This is a genomic window from Lentzea sp. NPDC003310 (genome assembly GCF_040610935.1).
Lineage (GTDB): Bacteria > Actinomycetota > Actinomycetes > Mycobacteriales > Pseudonocardiaceae > Lentzea.
Window position 1 is genome coordinate 63,964 of record NZ_JBEXNC010000029.1, and the last position, 16,890, is coordinate 80,853.

Annotated in this window: 16 protein-coding genes; 12 read left to right on the top strand and 4 right to left on the bottom strand. The window is 69.6% G+C overall.

Annotated features, from left to right (window positions below):
• The first annotated feature begins 76 nt into the window (after positions 1-76).
• Positions 77-1,750, top strand: a complete 1,674-nt coding sequence (locus ABZX02_RS40970) for a GAF domain-containing protein (RefSeq protein WP_355307027.1) — start codon at positions 77-79, stop codon at positions 1,748-1,750.
• A 3-nt stretch (positions 1,751-1,753) separates the two neighbouring features.
• On the opposite strand, the gene ABZX02_RS40975 is transcribed toward ABZX02_RS40970, so the two are convergent.
• Positions 1,754-2,410: a response regulator transcription factor gene (locus ABZX02_RS40975; protein ID WP_355307029.1), complete on the bottom strand. Its 657-nt coding sequence runs from the start codon at positions 2,408-2,410 to the stop codon at positions 1,754-1,756.
• Between the two features lie 77 nt (positions 2,411-2,487).
• Complete coding sequence (locus ABZX02_RS40980; protein WP_355307030.1) at positions 2,488-2,715, bottom strand: SHOCT domain-containing protein; 228 nt, start codon at positions 2,713-2,715, stop codon at positions 2,488-2,490.
• Positions 2,716-2,839: 124 nt separating this feature from the next.
• Between ABZX02_RS40980 and ABZX02_RS40985 the strand changes: the two genes are divergently transcribed.
• From ABZX02_RS40985 to ABZX02_RS40995, 3 genes are read left to right on the top strand one after another with little or no spacing between them, the layout of a single operon-like run.
• Positions 2,840-3,532 (top strand): hypothetical protein, encoded by a 693-nt coding sequence (locus ABZX02_RS40985; RefSeq protein ID WP_355307031.1) that lies wholly within the window; start codon positions 2,840-2,842, stop codon positions 3,530-3,532.
• Positions 3,533-3,558: 26 nt separating this feature from the next.
• The gene (locus tag ABZX02_RS40990) at positions 3,559-4,125 is read left to right on the top strand and encodes a CBS domain-containing protein (protein WP_355307033.1); all 567 of its coding nucleotides are present in this window, start codon (positions 3,559-3,561) and stop codon (positions 4,123-4,125) included.
• Positions 4,122-4,997: a universal stress protein gene (locus ABZX02_RS40995; RefSeq protein WP_355307035.1), complete on the top strand. Its 876-nt coding sequence runs from the start codon at positions 4,122-4,124 to the stop codon at positions 4,995-4,997. The genes ABZX02_RS40990 and ABZX02_RS40995 overlap by 4 nt, the downstream gene beginning before the upstream one ends.
• Here the strand turns inward: ABZX02_RS40995 and ABZX02_RS41000 are convergent.
• Both ABZX02_RS41000 and ABZX02_RS41005 read right to left on the bottom strand, forming a co-directional pair.
• Positions 4,994-6,670, bottom strand: coding sequence for a TIGR04141 family sporadically distributed protein (locus ABZX02_RS41000; RefSeq protein ID WP_355307037.1), 1,677 nt, complete (start codon positions 6,668-6,670; stop codon positions 4,994-4,996). The genes ABZX02_RS40995 and ABZX02_RS41000 overlap by 4 nt on opposite strands.
• Positions 6,671-7,453: 783 nt before the next feature.
• Entirely contained in the window at positions 7,454-7,900 is a 447-nt protein-coding gene (locus ABZX02_RS41005; protein ID WP_355307039.1) for a universal stress protein, read from the bottom strand.
• A gap of 145 nt (positions 7,901-8,045) precedes the next feature.
• Between ABZX02_RS41005 and ABZX02_RS41010 the strand changes: the two genes are divergently transcribed.
• From ABZX02_RS41010 to ABZX02_RS41045, 8 genes are all read left to right on the top strand, one after another.
• On the top strand, positions 8,046-8,243 hold the full coding sequence (locus tag ABZX02_RS41010) for a DUF1918 domain-containing protein (protein ID WP_355307040.1): 198 nt from the start codon (positions 8,046-8,048) through the stop codon (positions 8,241-8,243).
• Between the two features lie 3 nt (positions 8,244-8,246).
• A complete protein-coding gene (locus ABZX02_RS41015; RefSeq protein ID WP_355307042.1) occupies positions 8,247-9,461 on the top strand; it encodes a DUF4010 domain-containing protein in 1,215 nt (404 codons plus the stop codon).
• 77 nt (positions 9,462-9,538) lie between these two features.
• A complete protein-coding gene (locus ABZX02_RS41020) occupies positions 9,539-10,042 on the top strand; it encodes a universal stress protein (protein ID WP_355307044.1) in 504 nt (167 codons plus the stop codon).
• On the top strand, positions 10,039-12,618 hold the full coding sequence (locus ABZX02_RS41025; RefSeq protein WP_355307046.1) for a GNAT family N-acetyltransferase: 2,580 nt from the start codon (positions 10,039-10,041) through the stop codon (positions 12,616-12,618). The genes ABZX02_RS41020 and ABZX02_RS41025 overlap by 4 nt, the downstream gene beginning before the upstream one ends.
• Before the next feature lie 21 nt (positions 12,619-12,639).
• Positions 12,640-13,092 (top strand): universal stress protein, encoded by a 453-nt coding sequence (locus ABZX02_RS41030; RefSeq protein ID WP_355307048.1) that lies wholly within the window; start codon positions 12,640-12,642, stop codon positions 13,090-13,092.
• A complete protein-coding gene (locus ABZX02_RS41035; protein ID WP_355307050.1) occupies positions 13,089-13,484 on the top strand; it encodes a CBS domain-containing protein in 396 nt (131 codons plus the stop codon). Before ABZX02_RS41030 ends, ABZX02_RS41035 begins: the two co-directional genes overlap by 4 nt.
• The gene (locus ABZX02_RS41040) at positions 13,465-15,984 is read left to right on the top strand and encodes an HAD-IC family P-type ATPase (RefSeq protein WP_355307052.1); all 2,520 of its coding nucleotides are present in this window, start codon (positions 13,465-13,467) and stop codon (positions 15,982-15,984) included. Before ABZX02_RS41035 ends, ABZX02_RS41040 begins: the two co-directional genes overlap by 20 nt.
• Positions 15,984-16,544 carry a hypothetical protein gene (locus ABZX02_RS41045; protein ID WP_355307054.1) on the top strand — a complete coding sequence of 187 codons (561 nt, stop codon included), beginning with the start codon at positions 15,984-15,986 and terminating at the stop codon, positions 16,542-16,544. Before ABZX02_RS41040 ends, ABZX02_RS41045 begins: the two co-directional genes overlap by 1 nt.
• Positions 16,545-16,890 lie beyond the last annotated feature (346 nt).

The window sequence follows — 16,890 nt, forward strand, 5'->3', positions numbered from 1 at the left end:
GGTGATCCCACTGTCGAAGGTCCTGACCTGACCGGGACCGGTTGGCGCGCCCTCGATCACGTGGAAAGCTTGATCCATGGTGGAGCCGCAGGAGGGACCGTCCCGCAGCCTGCTCGGCGGGTTGCGGCTGGACGAGCTGCTCGACGAGATGCGCGACCGGCTCGCCGAGATCGGGTCGACCAGGGACAAGATGCAGAGCCTGCTCGACGCGGTGCTCGCGGTCGGCGCGGGCCTCGAGTTGGACTCCACGCTGCAGCGCATCGTGCAGGCAGCGGTCGAACTGGTCGGTGCCCGCTACGGCGCGCTGGGCGTGCTCGGTTCGCGGCACAACCTCTCGCAGTTCGTCTACGTCGGCATCGACCCCGAGACCCGGTCGCACATGGGCCATCTGCCGGAGGGCAAGGGACTGCTGGGCCTGCTGATCAAGGACCCGCGGGCGATCCGTCTGCACGACCTCGCGGAGCACCCTGCCTCTGTCGGTTTCCCAGCCAACCACCCGCCGATGCACAGCTTCCTCGGCGTTCCCGTGCGGGTGCGCGACGAGGTGTTCGGCAACCTCTACATGACCGAGAAGGTCGGTGGCGGTGACTTCACCGCGGACGACGAGGTGGTGCTGGAGGCGCTGGCCGCGGCGGCCGGCGTCGCGGTGGAGAACGCCAGGCTGTTCGAACGCTCACGGATGCGGGAACGCTGGCTCGAGGCCACTGCGGAGATCAACGCGCAGCTCCTCGGCGGCGCCACCGCGGACGAAGCGCTGCGGCTGATCGTGCAGCGCGCCGTCGAGCTCGCGTCGGCTTCGTGGGCGGTGGTGCTGCTGCGCGATGGCGACGATCTCCGCAGGGCCGCATTCGCCGGAAACGAGACCATCCCCGATGCGTTCGCGGCTGACGCTCCTGTTCTCGCGCAGGTGCTGGAGACGGCCGCACCGGCGTTGATCGAGGACGCGACCGACCGGCTCGGCGACCTGCCGGTGCAGACCGGCGCCGCGGTGGTGCTGCCGCTGAGAGCCGGGACCACCGTGACGGGCCTGCTGGTCGCCGTCCGGGACAAGGACAGTGCTGGCTTCGGGGCGGATCTGATGCCGCTGCTCGCCTCGTTCGCGGACCAGGCCGTGGTCGCGATCGAGTTCGCCGAGAACCAGAGCGCGAAACGCCTGGTCGACGTGCTGGAAGACCGCGATCGCATCGCCCGCGACCTGCACGATCACGTGATCCAGCGGCTGTTCGCGACCGGCATGAGCCTGCAGGGCGCGTTGACGTGGGTGACCCACCCGGAAGCCCGCAACCGCGTGACGCGGGCCGTCAACCAGCTCGACCAGACCGTGCTGGAGATCCGCACCTCGATCTTCGACCTGCAGGCGGACTCCAGCGACACCGGGCTGCGGCGCCGCCTGCTCAACATCGTCGCCGAGATCACCGAGGGCGCCGAGCTGAGCCCCGCGATCCGGATGTCGGGCACGATCGACAGCCTGGTGCCCGACTACATCGGCGAGCACGCCGAAGCGGTGGTGCGCGAGACCGTCACGAACGCGTTGCGCCACGCGCGTGCGACGGAGCTGACGCTGACCGTCGAGGCGGGAGACGCGTTGATCATCACGATGGTCGACAACGGCCTGGGCATGCCTCCCGACGTCGCTCGCAGCGGTCTGCGCAACCTCGAGCAGCGCGCCGCAGCTCTGAACGGCACGCTCGCTGTCGCCGACGAGCCCGGAGGCGGCACGCGTGTGACGTGGCGGGTCCCGCTCGACTAGGTGTCAGCCGGTCTCGTTGTCGTGGGTGGGCTTGCGCAGCTGGGAGGCCAGCACGGCGGCCTGGGTGCGGCGTTCGAGGCCTAGCTTGGCGAGCAGGTGGGAGACGTAGTTCTTCACGGTCTTCTCCGCGAGGAACATCTTGTCCGCGATCTGCCGGTTCGTCAGGCCGTCGCCGATGTAGTCGAACACGGTCCGTTCCTGCTCGGTGAGCGCGCGGACCGGATCGCCCTGCTCGCGTTCGCGGCGGATCCGGTTGAGCAGCGCTGCGGTGGAGCGAGCGTCCAGAAGGGACTGTCCCGCCGCGACGGTTTTGACCGCTGTGGTCAGGTCGGTGCCGAGGATCCGCTTGAGCACGAACCCGGACGCCCCGGCCATGATCGCGTCGAACAACGCCTCGTCGTCGGTGAACGAGGTCAGCATGAGGACGTTCAGTTCGGGCATGCGTGAGCGCAGTTCGCGGCACAGTTCGATGCCGTTGCCGTCGGGCAGTCGCACGTCGAGCACGGCGACGTCCGGACTGGTCGCTGGAACCATCGTGAGCGCCTCGGTGACCGAGGAGGCCTCTCCCACGACTTCGAGGTCGGGGGAGGCGCTGAGCAGTTCCCTGATCCCGATCCTGACGACCTCGTGGTCGTCCACCAGGAAGACTCGCGACACCACCGCAACCACCTCTCTTCGATCGTTCCGGGATCACGATCTCTCGGCCAGGCGGCGGTACACAGGGACCAAAGACCCTGTCACGCGGAATTCAGGGTCTTCCGGACTCGGTCGAACTCCTCGGTGTCGATCTCGCCCCTGGCCAGCCGCTCCTGCAGTATGCGGGTCGCCGAGCCGCCGTGCGGCGCCTTGCGCAGCAGCACGACGACGAGGGCGACCGCGCCGCCCCAGAACAGCAGCATGGTCAGCGCCATCATCACGAATCCGCCCCAGCCCATCGGAGTGCCGTAGTACCCGTACACCGTCATCGCCTCCCTGATAGTTGCCTCCAGGTTCTTCGAGACCTGCGGTTGTGCGGAGAGTCCAAGTGCCCGTTGAGGCCGGGCAGGTCCGCCCTGTCCGCGCGGCGTGGTGCGGCGGAATCGTCGAGGTATGCGTTGGAACCCGGCAGAGGCATCGGAGATCGTCGAAGCGGCACGGCTCGCGCCTGTGTACTGCGCGGCCCAGCCATGGGTGTTGGAACTGCACAACCAGTCGGTCTACCTCTTCGAGACGGGGCGCCGGTCGAGGCAGGACCCGCTCGGTTTCGACCGGTTGCTCTCGTGCGGTGCCGCCCTGGAACACGTCGTGCTCGCGGTCCGGCACGCGGGGTGGCACCCGCACGTCGTGTTCCCGGCCGACCGGGCAAGCCCTGACCTGCTCGCCGTTGTGCGTGCTGACCACCGTGAGCCGCCTGGCCGGCACGACCTCGATCAGCACCGCGCGATCCGGATGGCGGAAGGGACCGGTGAGGGTGACGCGCACGCGTTGGGATGGGCGAGCCATTGGGCCGGCACGGAGCTGCGCGCCCTGAACGAGCACGAACTCGTCGTGCTCACGACCGACGACCGCCGCCCGGACCACGTTCGAGGTGGTGCGGCGCTGCAGGCCGCGGTCCTCGCGGGGCGGAGCGCGGGCGTGGCGGTTCGACCGGTGGTGCATCTGGTGCACCGCCCTGAATGGCGGGCGGGCTTGATCGAACGGCACGAGCTCGCCGGATTCCCCCAGGCGCTGGCGATCGTCGGTGCCAAGGGCCCGGTCGACACGGGACCAACGACAGCGTCCTCCAGCCGGGCCGATTCCTAGCGTTGACCTCGGAGAGGAGTTCCGCCATGCGAGCTCGCGACATCATGACCAGCCCGGTGATCACCGTGACGCCGGCCGTACCGCTCAAGGGCGCGGCCGCGCTGATGGTCTCGCACGGGTTCACCGCGCTCCCCGTGGTCGACGACGAAAAGCAGCTCATCGGCATCGTCACCGAGGCCGACCTGGTGCGCGGCGGATACCTGGAAGACGGCGGCACCGCGGTGGCCGACGTGATGACCACACCCGCCGTCGCCATGGACGCGGCCGCACCGGCCGAGATGCTCGCCCGCGTGATGGTCGACGACCAGCGGCGCTGCGTCCCGATCGTGGACGGCTCGACCGTGATCGGAGTGGTGACCCGCCGCGATCTGGTGCGCGCCATCGCCAGGACCGACACGACGGTGATGGCCGACGTCCAGCGCGTGCTCGACGCCTACGGCGGCGGTCGCAAGTGGACGGTCACGGTCCATGACGGCGAAGCCGTGATCGGTGCGGACAGCACGGACGAGGACACCGAACGGGTCCTGACCGCGCTGGCCGACGCCGTTCCCGGAGTGCTGAACACCCGAATTCTCGTGGGAGGACAACGATGAAGGCCCCATCCGCCCCGATCGTGGTCGGTGTCGACGGCTCCGCCTCGGCCCTGTCCGCCGTCAGCTGGGCCGCACAGGAGTGCTCCCGGCACAAGGTGCCGCTACGACTCGTGCACGCCTACTCGTTGCCGACGCGCGGCTACCCCGAGGTCATCCTCACCGGCAACGAGATCCGCAACGCGATCGAGAGCCTGGGCCGTGACAAGCTGGACGAGGCGGCCGCGGCCGTGCGGGCAGCCGCTCCGGACGTCGAGGTGACGACCGCGATCGCCTGCTGTGGTGCGTCCGCGCTGCTGATCGAGGAGTCCAAGGCGGCCCGCCTGGTCGTGGTCGGCTCGCAGGGCCTCGGCACGGTGACGGGAATGCTCGTCGGCTCGTCGGCCCTGGCTCTCGCGGCACACGGCAAGAGCCCGGTGGTCGTGGTACGTGGGGTCGCCGTGCCCGGTGGGCCGGTCGTCGTCGGGGTGGACGGGTCGCCGACGAGCGAGGCCGCGCTCGCGTTCGCCTTCGAGACCGCGTCGATGCGCGACGCGCAACTCACCGTCGTGATGTGCTGGCAGGACTTCATGGTGGAGAGCGCCTACTCGGCGTCGAGGTTCACGGTGGACTGGGGCCAGGTGGAGGCCGACGAGCGCAGGTTGCTCGCGCAGCGGCTGGCCGGGTGGCAGGAGAAGTACCCGGACGTGCAGGTGCACCAGGTGGTCGTGCGTGACCGGCCTGTGCGCGCGTTGATGCGGTACGGGGCTGAGGCACAGCTCCTGGTGGTGGGCAGCCACGGGCACGGCGGTTTCGCCGGCATGCTGCTCGGCTCGACGAGTCAGGCGCTCGTCTACAACGCGCCGTGCCCGTTGGCGATCGTGCGGCCCGACTAGGCCGCGTTGCCGGCCGACTTCCCCTTCGTCTTCGCGATGAAGGGGATGTCGGCGAACTGCAGCTCGATGCCGAGGTTGCGCAGCTCGTGGCTCAGCCGCAGCAGGCTCACCTGGGAAAGCGTGAACAGGGTGTCGACGTCCCAGGACCGGCCGGCGATGGCCAGCACGACGACCGTCGGCCGCTCTGCGACGTCCCGCGTGCTGTCGAGCACACGGACCTTGTCCCGCAACTGCTGCATGGCCTGCGGTTCGAAGTACTGCGCCCACGCCGACACCTGTGCCTGCGTGTACAGGTGGCTCGCCGCAGTCGCGCGACCGAGCCACTTGATGTGCACGATCTCGTCACCGGGACCGAAGATGTCGCAGATCTCGAAGCCTCGCAGGTGCATCGGGGTGTAGGCGAGGCCGCGGTCCATGCACAGGTAGCCGGACTGCTTCGCCACCTTCTCGGCGAAGCGGTGCTCGTCGTCCCGCTCGCCGGTCGGCACCCACACCGGGAACGTGAGCGAGCTCTTGTTCTCCAGGAGTGCGCGGACCTGCTCCTTGACGCGTGCGACCGCGCCCTCGCCGATCTCGTACCACTTTCCCTGGTGCAGGGCGTAGGTCTTGCCCTCCACCACGGTCTGGAAGGCCACCCACTTGATCATGGAGATCGGGCGGGTGAGCGGCTCCGCGCCGAGTTCGCCCTCGCATGGTGCCAGTCCTGCCTTGCGCAGCACTTCGAGCCGACGTGACGGGTCGACGTTCACGAACGGCTCGACCAGTTCCTGGATCTCGAATCCCGGCTCCAGCACCCGCGCGGCGGCCGGGCCGACCCGGCTCGACGCGAACGACTGAGCCTGGCCGATCTCCCTGATGGCCGAGGACGGCCAGCAGACGCCCAGCGGCCCGAACTGGTCGTCGCCGCCGAGTGCTGCGGCGAACCGGTTCTCCAGATCCGGCATCACCGGGTCGTTGGGGTTGACCGGACGGATCTCCACGATGTGGCGGAGAGGTGCACCGGCAACGTCCTCGTCGACGATCGCGCTGATCTTGCGCAGGTCGGCGATGAACGTCTCGGGCGTGCGGCCGAGTTGGATGTTCAGCGCTCGGCCCGCCCTGATGTTCCAGGTCCTGCCGTCTCTGGCGGTGTCGTAGGTCAGGCCGGACAGATCGGCCGGCCCCTCGACACCGGTAACGAGCTCACCCGCGGGCTCGAGCGGGAAGCCGGACAGCGAGCTCCCAGACGGGAACGAGACCTCCATGCCGCGGGCGGACACGTCGAGCAGGTTGCTCCGGATCACGCGGACCTTGTCCGGATCGATCCGCCTGATCCCGAAGTTCAGGCCGAAGTCGTCGTCGAGCAGCAGCTCGTCGAGCATGAACCTGCTCGACGCGCCCCACGTGACGGCGCAGACCCACTCGTCGTCGATCTCGACGACGATGAGTCCGAACGGAGAGCTGCCCGCGAGGCTCAGCTCGAGGTCCGTCACCCCGGTGAGGTGGCGTACCCAGTTCGGCTCGCCGCTGCTGCGCACGCCGGCGATCACGTAGGTGCGAGTCCCGGCGATCACAAGCTCGCCCTGGTGCGTCACGTCGACGCCCTCGACCTTCTTGAGGTACTCGCCGAGGTTCTCGTGCGTGTTCGGGAGGCGGTAGACCGTCGCCGCCCCCGTTGGGAGTGCCCTTGCCAAAGTAGGAACTTCCTGTCGTACCTGGACGACGCGCGAAAGACGGACGCGTGTCGTCGGACTGAATAGGGCTGCGCGGGGGAACGCGCGCAGCCGGACAGTCCGTGCGGCAGGCCTGTGACGGTCCGATGTGGACAACTGGTGACGTCGCCCGTTTGGACGCGCACGTCACACGATCGTGACTGGTCCTGCGCGCCTGTGAAGCCCTAGACTCGGCGCGCGTTCTCCCGACTTGTTCTGGTTTCTGAGGCCAGGTTCTTGCCGGTGGAACTTCACGCGGCCTCCTGCTCCAACAGGGGGTCGCGTTCGCACGTCCAGGGCATGTTCGCCTTGGCCGTGATCCAAGGGTGACACGCCACACGTACCAAGTCCGCCTCCGACACGCGTCAGACCTTGAGTGGCCGACGTCTTGCGCCGAGTGGTGAGCAGTGAACGGTAGGGCTGAACTCGGTGACCGCTGGAGCGATTCCGCAAATGGCTGGCGACAAGCGTTGTCCACTTTGTTGTCGGCTCGCGATGACAACCTTGTCGACGTCGTTTATTGGACAGAAAGTGGCCATTCCCAGCTGATGAATTGCTGCGAAGTTGCGCAGAGTAACTGATCCTATGCGACCTGCGGTCTCGGTCGCGGGTCGCTGAACGACCGTTCGTCGCAGACAGGGGCGATTGTGTCCGCCGCGTCTTCGTCGTGTCGATCAGCGCGATTGTTACAGGGTGTTGTTCGCCTGCGTGTCGGTGAGGCCTACTGGTGTGGAATCGATTCCCTCGGCTTGTTCGCAGGCTCGGCTAGCGCTTCGCGGTCGGAGGAATGACCACCACTGGGCATCCGGCATGGCGCAGACAATTCGCTGCGACGCCGTGGGAAAGGAATTCGCGGACGGCTCCCCGTCCTCGGGTACCGAGCACCAGCAGGGCTGCGTGCGTCGACGCCTCCGTCAGGCGGTCGGCCGCATCGCCCACGACGACGCACTCGGTGACGTCAGGTGCGTTCAGCATGGTGGCGCGCACTTCCTGGACAGCGTTGTGCAGCTCGCGTGCCGGGTGCCGCTGCGGCATCTCGCCGTAGGGGTTGAGGCCCATCGGCACGGCCGGCACGACGACCGGCTCCCGTTGATAGGCGAACAACGCCTCCACCCTGGCGTTGCGGTGCGCTGCCTCTTCCATCGCCCACCGCAGCGCCGCGCTCGATTCCGCCGAGCCGTCGACGCCGACCAGGATCACAGGTGTCCTCATGACCGCTCCTCTCACCACGAACAGCGTCCGTCGCCGTCTCGTGCGCGGGCAGGGCCCAACGTCACGAGCCGGACGAGCCCAACCGCACTGCTGCCACGTGTGCGCGAAGCGAACTCTCGGTCGCACGGATCGGACGGAGGACGCGATGAAGGCGAAGGCAGGCGACTGGCTGGTCGAACCCGGCGGACGGCGCGGACTGATCGCCGAGGTCAGACACGAGGACGGAGCGCCGCCCTACGTGGTGCGTTGGCTCGACACCGAGCACGAGGCGCTGGTGTTCCCGGGCCCGGACACGCACGTCGTCTCGGCAGAGGACGAGGCCGCGCGCCTCCACACGGGCTGAGCCGTGGACACCGCTGTCGCACTCGGCCACCTCGCGACGGCGCTCGCGATCGGCCTGTTGCTCGGGGTGGAGCGTGAGCACGACAACGCGCACAACTCGACCAGACCGGCCGGTTCACGGACCTTCCCGCTGATCGCCTTGGCCGGGGCAGTCAGCGCGGCGCTCTCGCCGATCGCGCTGGGCGTGGCGCTCGCCGCCGTCGGCGCGCTCGTCATCGCCTGGTACATGCGCACCTCCGAACCAGGTGCCACCACGGAGATCGCGGCCATCGCCACGTTCCTGCTCGGCGCGCTGGCGTGGCACCGTCCCGAACTCGCGGTGCCGGTCGGAGTCGCCGCCGCGGCGCTTCTCGCCGCCAAACGGCCGTTGCACCGGTTCGCGCGCAAGGTGGTGAGCGATCAGGACGTGCGGGACGCGATGATCCTGTTCGTCGTCGCTTTCGTGGTGCTGCCTCTGCTGCCCAATCGGCCGCTCGGCCCGTACGGAGTCCTGAACCCCGCCCGCGTGTGGTGGCTGGTCATCGCGGTCACCGTGATCGGCTGGGCCGGATACGTCGCCGCGCGGGCGTTCGGTGAACGCTGGGGCCTGCTGGTCACCGGGATCGCCGGCGGCTTCGTGTCGGGGTCGGCCACGACTGCGGTGATGGCCCGCAGGTATCGAACCGTCGGTGCCGCGGTGCTTCCCGGCGCGGTCGCGGTCAACCTCGCCACGCTCGCCCAGATCGTCGCGGTGACCGCCATCGCGAGCCCGCCGGTCGCGCTGAGACTGCTGCCCGCGGTCGGAGCAGGTGCGGTGGTGCTGCTGGCTGAGGTGACCTGGCTCGTGTGGCGCACGAAACCCGCCGAAGCCGAGAGCGACGAACCTGCGGTGAGCAGACCGATGTCGCTCAAAGCGGCTTTGTCCCTCGCCGCGGTCTTGGTGCTGTTCCTGGTCCTCACGCGCGCCGCGGCGGACTGGCTGGGCGGCGGGGGAGTGGTGGCCGCCGGAGCGCTGGGCGGGCTGGCCGACGCGCACGCCGCGGCGATCGCGGCAGCATCCCTTGCGCCTCAATCCATTCCGGTGCACGTTGCTGTGCTCGCGTGCGGGGCCGCGCTGGCCACGAACACCGTGGTGAAGCTCGTGCTCGCCGCGGTTGCCGGCGGACTGCGGTTCGCGCTGCGGCTCGCCGCGTGGCTCGCGCCCGTGGTCGTGGCGGTCGGGCTGGGCATGGCCTGGTAGGCCGGGGACGAAGGTCCCGGATCGCGCGGGACCGCGGGCACTCACCGGTCGCCGTGCGTGCCGGAAGGCTGAAGTGCATGAGCGACAGGGAATCCCGGCCCATCGTGGTCGGCGTGGACGGATCAGCCGCCGCGCAGGCGGCACTGCGATGGGCCGTGGAGGACGCGCGGCGGCGTGGCTGCCCGGTCGACGTGATCTCCGCGTGGCACCCGGACTACGGAGTGATGATCGGTCCGGTGCCCGCCGAGGTCATCATGGCGATGTCGCCGCAGGCCATGAAGGAGACGGCGCAGAAGGGCCTGGACGCGGCGGTCCAGGGCTTCGAGGGCGTGGAGATCCGCCGGATCCTGGTCGAGGGCGACCCCCGGGACGCGCTCGCCAAGGCCTCGCAGGACGCGGAGCTGCTCGTGGTCGGCAACCGCGGCCACAGCACGATCGTCGAGGCGATCCTCGGCTCGGTCAGCTCCTACTGCGTGCACCACGCCGCGTGCCCTGTCGTGGTGATCCGTGCGCCGAAGCTGAAGCAGGAGCACGCACCCGCAGAGGCGGCACTGCCGCTGACGCCGGGACCGTTGCTGTGAGCGCGCTGGCGTTGCTCATCGATGGCACCGCGGTGACCGTGCGCGAACTGGGGCCGGCGGACGTGTCCGCGTTGCTGGCGCTGCACCGGTCACTTCCGGTCGAGGACAGGTATCTGAGGTTCTTCAGCACCTCGCCGCATCAACTCGAGGACTTCGTCGAGCGGATGGTCTCGCCGAACGGGCCGGCGCACGTGGTGCTCGGCGCGTTCCGCGAGGACCGGCTGCTCGGAGCCGCCAGCTACGTCGTCGTGCGGGAGACCGATTTCGCCGAGGTGGCACTCGTGGTGGCGCACGCCGAGCAGACCCACGGTCTCGGCACGCTCCTGCTCGAACACCTCGCCTCCGTGGCGCGGTCCCGGGGCGTACGCCGGTTCACCGCCGAGGTGCTCACGATCAACGGCCGCATGCTCCGGGTGTTCACCGACACGGGTTTCGTCGTCGGCATCGTGCCCGACGGCGAGGTCATGTACGTCGAACTCGTGCTGGAACCCGGAGATCGCTATCTCGAAGCCGTGAGCGCCCGGGAGTCGGTGGCCGATGTCGCGAGCCTGTCCCACGTGCTGCGGCCGGGCACGATCGCGGTGGTCGGTGCGGGCCGGTCGGAGACCTCTGTCGGGCACGCGGTGCTGCGCAACCTCGTGGACGGGAACTTCACCGGCGACCTCTACGCGCTGAACCCGCACGCGAAGTCGGTGGCGGGTGTCGCCTGCTACGCCTCGATCGAGGAACTGCCCGAAGCACCCGAACTCGCGGTGCTGTGCGTGCCGGCGAAGGCCGTGCCCGCAGTTGCCGAGGAGTGTGGTCGCCGCGGGGTTCGTGCCCTGGTCGTCATCTCTTCGGGTGTTGAACCCAAGGCCTTGCGAAGTGCTGCCAGAGCGCACGGCATGCGGCTCGTGGGCCCCAACTGCCTGGGAGTGTCGACGAGCTCGTCCGCGGTCCGGATGAACGCCACGTTCTCCGCACACGCCACCCTCGCCGGCGACATCGGACTCGTCACCCAGTCCGGCGGCATCGCGATCGCCGTGCAGGAAGAACTGCGGCGCCTGGGACTCGGCCTCTCGACCCTGGTCTCGACCGGGGACAAGCTCGACATCAGCAGCAACGACCTGCTGATGTGGTGGGACCAGGACGCGGACACCCGCTTCGTCGTGCTCCACCTCGAGTCCTTCGGCAATCCGCGCAAGTTCTCCCGGTTGGCCCGCCAGGTCGCGAGGCACAAGCCGGTGCTCGCCATCCGCGCCGCCACCAGCGAGGCCGGTCAGCGAGCCGCCGCGTCCCACACCGCCTCGACCGCGACACCTTCGGTCATCAGGGACGCGTTGTTCCGCCAGGCCGGAGTGATCGCGGTGGACAGCGTGCCGGAGCTGACCGACGTGCTGATGGCCTTGAGCCGGCAACCGCTGCCGAAGGGCAGGTCGGTGGCCGTCCTGAGCAACGCGGGAGGTCTCGGCGTGCTGGCGGCGGACGCGTGTGTGAGAGAAGGCCTGCGCTTGGCGGACCTGTCCGTGGACACCGTGAAAGCGCTGAGCGAGCTGCTGCCTGTCACGGCCAGCAGCTGCAACCCCGTCGACACCACCGCCGTGGTCGACGCGCAGACGTTCGCCCGCTGCCTCGACGTCATCGCTGCGGATCCCGCTGTCGACTCGGTGATCACCGTGAGCGTTCCGACCGCGCTCGGCGACCCGACCGACGGCCTGCACCGCTTGGACCACAAGCCGATCCTCGCGGTGCGCACCGGTCAGACGGAACTCCTGAAGGACGACGTGCCGTGCTACGCCGAGCCTGCCCGTGCCGCGGCGGCACTCGCCCGCCTGGCGGAGCGCGCGGAGTGGCTCTCCCGGCCGTCGGAGTTCCTCGGCCTGGACAGGATCGACCTGGACACGGCGCGCGGCGTCGTGGCCCACCGGGGCGATGGCTGGCTCACCCCGGACGAGGTGGTCGTGCTGCTCAAGGCGTTTGGGCTGCCCGTTCTCGGCGGAACGCTGGCCACGACGGAGGACCACGCGATCGCCGCCCAACTGGCCTACGACGTGCCGGTGGCGCTCAAGGCGGTCGCCGACGACCTGCTGCACAAGAGCAAGGGCGGCGGCGTGGAGCTCGGGATCAGCGACGGCCCTGCGGTCGCGGAGGCCTTCCGCGCGTTCCAGGACCGCTTCGGCGACAAGCTGCGCGGGGTGTTCGTCCAGCCGATGGCGGCGGGCGGACGGGAACTGCTGGTGGGCATCGCGACCGACGAGAAGTTCGGTCCGCTCGTGGTCACCGGGCTCGGCGGCGTGGACACCGACGTGATCGACGACCGGGCCGCCGCACTCGCTCCGCTGTCCACTTCGGACGCCGACGACCTCGTGCACGGTTTCCGCGCCGCCGGACGCGTCCTGGCCGAACAGGACGCGGTGGCGGTTCGGGAGGTCCTGCTGCGCGTGGCGGAACTCGCCACGGCGTTGCCGGAGGTGGTCGAGCTCGACATCAACCCGCTCGTGGTGACGGAGAACGGATGTCTGGTCGTGGACGCGCGAGTGCGAGTCGCACCCGCCCACCAGGCCGACCCGTTCCTGCGCCAGTTGCGGATCAGCTGACAACACGACGAGGAGAATCCGATGAGCAAGTCAGACCCGATCGTGGTGGGCATCGACGGCACGCCCGCGTCGGACCGCGCGCTGGAGTGGGCGCTGAACGAGGCGACGGTGCGCGGCTGCCCGCTGCACGTCGTCAACGCCTGGCAGTACGAGGCGCTGGTCGACTGGACGGAGACGTCGGCCCAGCGGGAGACCGCGGCGTCCGAGCAGCTGATCGAAAAGGCGCTGCTGCGGGCGGCGCAGGGCCGCACCGAGCAGCCGGAGATCGTGCGACGCAGCCTGCGCGGGGAGGCGGCCGAGGTGCTCGAGAGCGCGTCGGAAGGCGCCGCGATGCTCGTCGTGGCCTCCCACACCAACCACCGGATCCGGCAGATGGTGCTGGGCTCGACCAGCATGCACGTCGTCCGGCACGCCCACGCGCCGATCGTCGTCATCCCGGTGACCGACCGCGAGCCCGCTGAGGCCACGTCATGAAGACGAGCGAACTGCTGGTCCGGCCCCTCGTCACGGTGGGGCCGCGCGACTTCGCCCGCCACGCGGAGGGGCTGATGGACGACTTCGGTCTCACGATGCTACCCGTCGTCGACAGCGGGTTCTTCCGCGGAGTGGTGACCAAGGCCGGTTGCCGGCGGAGCGAGGACCAGGCGCCCAAGGTCGAGCGGGTGATGTCCCAACCCGAGCTGACGGTCGGGCCCGACTTCGACGTGGCGACGTTGTGGGAGGCGATGACGCGCTACGAGGTGCTCTGCGTGCCAGTACTCGAAGACGGCCAGGTGGTCGGCATGGTCGACCGGCTCGACGTGCTGCGGGCCATCAGCCACGAGGACCCGCACCTGCGAGTGGGCCATGCCGCTGAGCACGGCTGACCGCGAGGCCGTCGCCCACCACGGCCTGCCGGTGGCGGAGGTGGTGCTCCTCGCGGAAAGCGACGCGCACGCCGGCCTGTCCACCGCGCAGTGGGAGCGGCGCCTGGCCGACCTCGGCCCCAACGAGCTGCCTGCCCGGCGCGGGCCCGGCTGGGTGGTGCGGCTGCTCGGCCAGCTGCACCACCCGCTGATCTACGTCCTGCTCGCCGCCGCGACCGTCACGGCGGCGCTCGGTGAGGTTGTCGACGCATCCGTCGTGTTCGGCGTCGTCGTGGTCAACGCCGTCATCGGATTCATCCAGGAGGCCCGCGCCGAACGGGCACTCGACGCGCTGGCGACCATGGTGCGCACCGAGGTCACGGTGGTCCGGGACGGCGTCGCCGCACGGGTGTCCTCCACCGAACTCGTGCCGGGCGACGTCGTCCTGCTCGACGCCGGCGACCAGGTCGGCGCCGATCTCAGACTGATCGGCGCGGGGGAGCTGCGGGTCGACGAGTCCGCGCTCACGGGGGAGTCGCTGCCGGTGGCCAAGGACCCCGTGTCGCTGCCGCCGGACACCGCGCTCGCCGACCGCACCAACATGGCGTACTCGGGAACGTTGGTGACGGCGGGAAGCGGCAGCGGAGTCGTCGTCGCCACCGGAGCGGACACCGAGATCGGTCGCGTGCACCGGCTCGTGAACACCACCGTGACCGTGCAAACCCCGCTGACCCGCAAACTCGCCCGCTTCAGCCAGGTGCTGACCGCGGTGATCCTCGGTCTCGCGGTGTTCAGCGTCGTGATCGGTGTGCTGCGCGGCGAGCCGCTCGCCGAGATGGTCACGGCGGCGGTCGCCCTGGCGGTCGGCGCGATCCCCGAGGGACTTCCGGCGGCGGTCACGGTGACGCTGGCGATCGGCGTGGCCAGGATGGCCCGCCGCAACGCGATCATCCGCCGCCTTCCCGCGGTCGAGACCTTGGGCAGCACCACCGTGATCTGCACCGACAAGACCGGCACGCTCACCGCGAACGCCATGACCGTCACCACCGTCGTGGCCGGAGGTGTGCGCCACGATGTGTCCGGGATCGGTTATGCACCAACAGGAACCTTCGTCCCGGCCGTGAGCCCGGAGTTGCGGGACTGCCTGCTCGCCGGCCTGGCGTGCAACGACGCACGGATCGTTCAGGACGGTGAGCGTTGGCTGCCGGTCGGCGACCCCACCGAGGCCGCACTCGTGGTCGCCGCTCGCAAGGCGGGGCTGAACGACGTGCCGGAACGTGTGGACGTGCTGCCGTTCAGCTCGGAGCGCCTGTTCATGGCCACCCGGCACGCCGACGGCACCGTTTATGTGAAGGGCGCGGTCGAACGCGTTCTCGACCTCTGTGGACTGACACGCAGCCACGAGGCGGAGGAGCTCGCGGCCGCAGGCCTCCGGGTGCTGGCCGTGGGCCGTGCTCGCCGAGGCGACCTGACCGAGGAAGGCCTGCGCGGCAACGTGGAACTGCTCGGGTTCGTGGCGATGCACGACCCGGCGCGCCCGGAGGCGATCGAGGCCGTGCGGGCGTGTCAGGCCGCGGGCATCGAGGTCAAGATGATCACCGGCGACCACCCCGGGACCGCACGAGCCATCGCGGCCGAGTTCGGGATCGAGGACGTGCACGCCCGTGTCGCTCCCGAGGAGAAGCTGCGCCTGGTCAAGTCGTTCCAGGCCGACGGTCAGGTCGTCGCGATGACCGGCGACGGCGTCAACGACGCGCCGGCGCTGCGCCGCGCGGACATCGGCGTCGCCATGGGCAGAGGTGGCACGGAGGTGGCCAAGCAGGCGGCGGACATGGTGCTGACCGACGACAACTTCTCGTCGATCCGCGCCGCGGTCGAGGAAGGCCGCGCCGTCTTCGACAACCTGCGCAAGTTCATCATCTGGACGTTGCCCACGAACATGGCCGAGGGCCTGGTGATCCTGGCCGCGATCCTGCTCGGCACGGCGCTGCCGATCCTGCCCGTGCAGATCCTGTGGATCAACATGACCACCGCCGTCGCGCTGGGACTGACCCTGGCGTTCGAGCCGCGCGAGCCGGACGTCATGAAACGACCGCCGCTGCCGCCGTCGTTGCCCTTGCTGACGCGACAGCTCGTCGGCCGGATCGTGTTCGTCTCGGCGATCTTGCTCGCGTGCGCGTTCGGCGCGTTCCGCTGGCAGCTGTCGACTGGAGCCTCGTTGGAGGTGGCGCGCACGGTCGCGGTGAACGTGTTCGTCGGCGCGCAGATCGCCTACCTGGCCAACTGCCGGTCGCTCGAGCGCTGGCGGCCCAGCACCGGGCCGAACAGGTGGCTGCTGGTGGGCGTCGCGCTGACCGTGGCGCTGCAACTGCTGCTCACCTACGTGCCGTTCATGAACCAGCTCTTCCACACGGCCCCGCTCGGGTGGCAGCCCTGGCTGGTGGTGTTCATGCTGAGCGTGGCGGCGTACCTCGTCGTGGAGCTGGAGAAGTGGCGGCAACGCCGCAGGAACCGGTGCTGATGGCGAAGCTGGGGCGGGACGTGCACGACCGGGAGCTGCTCCAGCTCCAGACCGAGCTGGTGAAGCTGCAGGAGTGGGTGAAGGCCACCGGAGCCCGGATCGTGGCGCTGGCCGCGCCCAGCGAACGCGAACGCACGCAGTGGTACTTCCAGCGCTACGTGGCACACCTGCCGGCGGCGGGGGAGATCGTCCTGCTCGACCGCAGCTGGTACAACCGCGCGGGTGTCGAGCGGGTGATGGGCTACTGCACGCCGCAGGAGCACGAGTTGTTCCTGCGGCAGTGCCCGCGGTTCGAGCGGATGCTCGTCGAGGACGGCGTCCTGCTGCGCAAGTACTGGTTCTCCGTCAGCGACGCCGAGCAGGAACGCCGCTTCCGCAAGCGCCTCGACGACCCGCTCAAGCGGTGGAAGCTGTCCCCGATGGACCTGGAGTCGCTGACGCGCTGGGAGGCGACCGCACCGAAGATCAAACTGCCCACGCGGCCGCCGTCCAGCGGTTACCAGCGCACGGCACCTGCACTCCAGCGGGAAGTGCCGGGTCACGCCGCCAAGCTCGCCTGAATGTCGGAGAAGGAGCATTGGCCGCGGCGGTGGTGCCTGCCCGAGACGAGCTCCAGGAGAGTGAGCTCGAGCTCCTCCGACGAGTCCCTCTGCACCGAGCATCACGGCAAGCCTGCGGTCCCTGACGTTCGCACAGGGCTGGTGGTCGATGACGAGACCAAGGCGTTCGTGCGCGTCGTGAACAGGTTCCTGCACACAAGGGATTCGGCTGCGCTCGTGAGAGTCTGATGTGGAGCGAACGGCGCACGGCCGACCGGTTCGGTCAACCCGACCATCAATCCTTTGAGAACTCCAATCCGGCGATGACGTGCAACGAGAACGGGGCGCTGCAGGATCGCAGCGCCCC

Coding starts and splice junctions, on each gene's coding strand:
- ABZX02_RS41020 (WP_355307044.1), top strand. CDS start 9,539: ATGAGCGACAGGGAATCCCGGCCCATCGTGGTCGGCGTGGACGGATCA.
- ABZX02_RS40980 (WP_355307030.1), bottom strand. CDS start 2,715: ATGACGGTGTACGGGTACTACGGCACTCCGATGGGCTGGGGCGGATTC.
- ABZX02_RS40990 (WP_355307033.1), top strand. CDS start 3,559: ATGCGAGCTCGCGACATCATGACCAGCCCGGTGATCACCGTGACGCCG.
- ABZX02_RS41035 (WP_355307050.1), top strand. CDS start 13,089: ATGAAGACGAGCGAACTGCTGGTCCGGCCCCTCGTCACGGTGGGGCCG.
- ABZX02_RS41045 (WP_355307054.1), top strand. CDS start 15,984: ATGGCGAAGCTGGGGCGGGACGTGCACGACCGGGAGCTGCTCCAGCTC.
- ABZX02_RS41010 (WP_355307040.1), top strand. CDS start 8,046: ATGAAGGCGAAGGCAGGCGACTGGCTGGTCGAACCCGGCGGACGGCGC.
- ABZX02_RS40985 (WP_355307031.1), top strand. CDS start 2,840: ATGCGTTGGAACCCGGCAGAGGCATCGGAGATCGTCGAAGCGGCACGG.
- ABZX02_RS41005 (WP_355307039.1), bottom strand. CDS start 7,900: ATGAGGACACCTGTGATCCTGGTCGGCGTCGACGGCTCGGCGGAATCG.
- ABZX02_RS40970 (WP_355307027.1), top strand. CDS start 77: ATGGTGGAGCCGCAGGAGGGACCGTCCCGCAGCCTGCTCGGCGGGTTG.
- ABZX02_RS40995 (WP_355307035.1), top strand. CDS start 4,122: ATGAAGGCCCCATCCGCCCCGATCGTGGTCGGTGTCGACGGCTCCGCC.
- ABZX02_RS41040 (WP_355307052.1), top strand. CDS start 13,465: ATGCCGCTGAGCACGGCTGACCGCGAGGCCGTCGCCCACCACGGCCTG.
- ABZX02_RS41030 (WP_355307048.1), top strand. CDS start 12,640: ATGAGCAAGTCAGACCCGATCGTGGTGGGCATCGACGGCACGCCCGCG.